This window comes from Acinetobacter sp. ANC_7513 (assembly GCF_056779915.1).
On record NZ_JBWYIW010000026.1, the window covers coordinates 1 to 736 of the forward strand.

At 50.1% G+C, this 736-nt stretch carries 1 protein-coding gene; it reads right to left on the reverse strand.

Going from position 1 to position 736, the window contains the following annotated elements; genetic code table 11:
* A partial coding sequence (locus AC1M9B_RS14365; protein ID WP_481609337.1) for a phage late control D family protein occupies nucleotides 1-736 on the reverse strand: 736 nt, incomplete at both ends.

A 736-nucleotide genomic window follows, 5' to 3' on the forward strand; every position in this document is an offset into this window, starting at 1 on the left:
TCAGCTCCGCTGTGTTGTGCAATTTCTGGGTGTCCATCGAGTTTGAACCAGTAGCCGACTTGGCTGTCTCTGACGCTGGCTTTGGCGATGAATTGTTTGCTTTGTCCAGCGTAGTAGTCGCTAAGGTGTTGGTTGAGTTTTTCGACTTGGCTGTTACCTGAGGCGGTGGCTTGGTCTTCGCCTTGGAGGTCTTGGATCCATGCAGGGCTGATGTGCCATGCTTGTTCGAGGCCTAGGCTGGCATTGTCTTGGTGGTCACTGTGTTGGTGTTTGCTTTGGACTGACCCTGCGCCTTCTTCTTGTTCGAGGGCTGTGGCTTGCCAGCGTTGTAGGTGGACTGCGGTGGGTTGTAGGCTACGTTGTCCAATAAAACTGGTGATGCTATCAAATTGTTCTGTCGCATCACTACGATGGTAGCGGATGTTGCGTCGGTTGAGGGCTTGGTATTGGCTGTTGTCGTCAATCAGGCGGAGCTTTTGTGCTTCGATCGGGCTGTTGTTGCTCGGTACAATCGGTTGCGCTTCATCAATGAGCCAGTTAATGCCTTCACTGCGTAGTAAGCGAGTCAGAAAGTCGTAGTCGCTTTCGTTGCTTTGCATGATGAAGGGTCGGATATCGTATTGTTGTTGTAATCCACTGTGGTCTAGGCTGAGGCTAGAGGCAAAAAGTGGGCTTTTGTTTTGCCATTCTTCAAAGAGGATTTCCATCACTTCGACCACGGATTTGTTCATAAATA